Annotated in this window: 3 protein-coding genes and 1 pseudogene; 2 read left to right on the top strand and 2 right to left on the bottom strand. The window is 74.2% G+C overall.

The window, feature by feature from the left end; translation table 11 throughout:
* Positions 1 to 210, top strand: a pseudogene (locus G3I65_RS21800) (DNA ligase); the annotation flags it as partial.
* Positions 211 to 529: 319 nt separating this feature from the next.
* Positions 530 to 871 carry a DoxX family protein gene (locus tag G3I65_RS21795; RefSeq protein ID WP_160697754.1) on the top strand — a complete coding sequence of 114 codons (342 nt, stop codon included), beginning with the start codon at positions 530 to 532 and terminating at the stop codon, positions 869 to 871.
* Here G3I65_RS21795 and G3I65_RS21790 read toward each other — a convergent pair.
* Together G3I65_RS21790 and G3I65_RS21785 are read right to left on the bottom strand one after the other, a co-directional pair.
* A complete protein-coding gene (locus G3I65_RS21790) occupies positions 829 to 1,680 on the bottom strand; it encodes an alpha/beta fold hydrolase (RefSeq protein WP_160697753.1) in 852 nt (283 codons plus the stop codon). The genes G3I65_RS21795 and G3I65_RS21790 overlap by 43 nt on opposite strands.
* Entirely contained in the window at positions 1,677 to 2,699 is a 1,023-nt protein-coding gene (locus G3I65_RS21785; RefSeq protein ID WP_160697752.1) for an alpha/beta hydrolase family protein, read from the bottom strand. The genes G3I65_RS21790 and G3I65_RS21785 overlap by 4 nt, the downstream gene beginning before the upstream one ends.
* Between the last annotated feature and the right edge of the window lie 247 nt (positions 2,700 to 2,946).

Here is a 2,946-nt window from a genome sequence, read left to right as displayed (position 1 = left end):
CTGCGCGCCGTGCTGGCGCCGCTGGCCCGCGCGGGGAGCCCGTTCGCGGCCGAGGTACCCCGCGACCGCGCCCGCGGCGCGCACTGGGTCGAGCCGGCGCTGGTCGGTGAGGTCGTCTACCGGCGGCTGACGCCGGACCTGCGGCTGCGCCACACTTCCTGGCGCGGCCTGCGCCCCGATCGGGTGCCGGCCGAGGTGCGGATTCCCTGACGGCCCGGAATTGTCGGTGGTGCGTGGTTTGCTCGGCGGCATGGCACCTTCGGCACTGACCAGACCACCCGCCCGCACCGAGCGCCTGTTCGGCCTGCGCGGGCGTTCGTTGTACGCGCACGCAGCTCGTCGGGTTCTGCCGCCGTGTGCCTCCCGCGCGTCGCCTCGCCGAGAGCGGTTCTCGTACCGGTGCGAGGAGGTGGTCGTCCGGCTGTCGCTGTGATCGCGGTCACCCCCGGTCACATCGGGTCGGCCCGCGGAGTCGGGGGAGTGAAAGGCGCCGGAACCCCGGCGCGGCACCCCCTCCCGAGGAGTCCCGATGTCGACCGCCTATCTGATCGTCACTCTCGCCGCCGCCGCGTTCGTCGCGTTCTCGGCCGTGTCGGTGTTCGCCCGCGCGAAGTGGGTCGTCGAGCCGATCACCGAATACGGCGTGCCCGAGGCGTGGTGGCCGTGGCTCGGCGCGGCCAAGGCGGCCGGCGCGGCAGGACTGGTCGTCGGGCTGTTCGTGCCGTGGATCGGCGTCGCGGCGGCGATCGGACTGGTGCTGTACTTCGCCGGCGCGGTCGTCACCGTGCTGCGCGCCCGGTCGTACGCGCACGTCGTCTTCCCGCTGATCTACGTGGCGCCCGTCGTCGCGTCGCTGTCGCTGCTCGGCTGATCGGCGAGCCAGGTGAGCGCGGCGGCGGCGTGGTCCAGCACGGAGAGGTGCCCGTCGCCGGGGGTGAGCCGGAGCTCGGCGCGGGGACACCGCGTGGCGAGCCACCGGCTGTGCGCGGCGGGGACCATCCGGTCGTCCTCGCCGTGCACCAGCAGCACCGGCGCGGCGATGGCGGCCGGGTCGGCGCCCCACGGCGCGACGTACGCGAGGTCGTCGTCGATCAGCCCGACGGCCCCGAGCGCGGGCTGGACGACGCTGTCGAGCCAGGACCACGACCCCTTCAACGCGGCGAAGTCGGCGGCGGTGAAGACGGCGGGATTGAACTCCGCGGAGGCTTCGTACGCCTCCTTGGCGGCGCGGCCTTCGGTGGCGGCGCGCAGGGCACCCGGGTCGGCCATGCCCGCGAACCAGTCGTCCCCGTAAAACGGCGCCACCACGGCGAGACCGGCGGCGGCGAGGACACGATCGGGCAGCAGCGCCGCGCACGCGAGCGCGTGGGAGCTGCCCCCGGAGTGACCCAGCACGGCGAAGCGCCCGACCCCGAGCGCGTCGGCGACGGCGGTCGCGTACCCGGCCGCGTCCCCGACGGTCCGCCCGGGCACCGGTGTCGAGCCGCCGTAACCGGGCCGGTCGTAGGAGATCCAGCGGATCCCGAGTTCCTCGCCGAGCGGGAGCAACGGCCCCGGCGGCGCCCCGAGGTTGGGCGTGCCGTGGTGCCAGAGCACGGTGAGCCGCCCCGGCCCGCCGCTGTCGTAGACGTGCAGGCGCCCGCCGGGCAGCGTCAGGTCGTGTTCGGCGAACGCGGTCACCGGGCGAGCCGCTCGGCCAGCCACGCCAGCGAAAGCGGGTAGCGGTAGTCGATCGCCGCGTGGCCGGCGTCGAACAGCTCGAAGCGCACCCGGTCGTCGGGCAGGCCCGCGTCGGCGATCGCCGCCCGGAAGGCCTCCGCGCCGAGGTCGAGGTAGTACTCGTCGCTCGTGCCCGCGTCGATCCACACCGCGCGCAGCGAGCGGATGGCCGCCGCGTGGTCCGGCACCATCCGGACCGGGTCCCAGGCCAGCCAGCGCGCCCAGACCTCCGGCCGCACCGCGCCGGTCAGCGGGTCGCACGGCAGTTCCGGCGTCCCGTCCTCCCGCGCCGAGAAGCACGCCGAGACGCCGAGCAGCTGCAGCAGGGTCGCGTCGTCCGGCTTGGTGAACGCCGGGCGGGCGCGGAAGTCCGCCCACCACTTGAGGATGTCGTGGTCGTAGCTCCGCAGGGCGCGGGCCGCCTTGCCGAAGTCCTGGAGGTAGCTCAGCTCGTACAGCGAGTCGCCCGCGTGCGTCGCCAGCGCGCCGAACAGGTCGGGCCGCAGCATCGGGGTGATCATCGCGCCGAACCCGCCCGACGACTTGCCGGCGATCGCCCGGGACTCCGGGACCGGCAGGGTGCGGTAGCGCGCGTCCACCCACGGCACGATCTCGTCGCACAGGTACGAGTGGTAGCGGCCGGTGCCCGGCGAGTCGACGAACTGGGAGCCGCCGTACGCGGTCCACGCGTCGACGTACACGACCACGCAGCCTGGGGTCCCGCCGGCGAAGACCGCGTCGGCGGTCTCCAGGAAGGTCTGCCGGAACGGCGTGCGGTTGGCCCACATCGCCACGTGCCCGGTGTAGCCCTGGATGACGTACACCGCCGGGTACCGCTCGTCGCCGTCGTCGTAGCCCGGCGGGACGTACACCCACAGCGGCCGTTCGTGCGGGTCGCCGAGCGGGTTGCCGCGCAGCAGCTCGGAGTCCACGGTGTGCCGGTCGAGCCGGCCGGCGAGGTCGCCTTCCCAGGGCAGCATGGCGCCAGTCAACCAGAAGCACCCGGTTGCGGGGGCTAAGCGATACCTCTTTTCCGCGCGTAGCGTTGAGCCGTTCCGCCCCGACCTCCGTGTTACGGGCACGGTGGTGGGTCAGGGAATGTGGGGAAGAGCATGAAACATCCGGGGCCGTTGTACACGTTGCTCGCCGGCGTCGCGCTCGCCGGCGGGATCGGGATCGTCAACCTGGCGACCGGGACCGGCGCCGCGCCGGTCGCCGGGGCCGCGA

Source organism: Amycolatopsis sp. SID8362 (assembly GCF_010550475.1).
Taxonomy (GTDB): Bacteria; Actinomycetota; Actinomycetes; order Mycobacteriales; family Pseudonocardiaceae; genus Amycolatopsis; species Amycolatopsis eburnea.
The sequence above is the reverse complement of the archived record's forward strand: the minus strand, read 5'-3'. Positions and strand labels throughout refer to the sequence as shown.

What these genes read in the sequence shown, in the direction of transcription:
- G3I65_RS21795 (WP_160697754.1), top strand. Translation starts at nt 530, where the DNA reads ATGTCGACCGCCTATCTGATCGTCACTCTCGCCGCCGCCGCGTTCGTC.
- G3I65_RS21785 (WP_160697752.1), bottom strand. Translation starts at nt 2,699, where the DNA reads ATGCTGCCCTGGGAAGGCGACCTCGCCGGCCGGCTCGACCGGCACACC.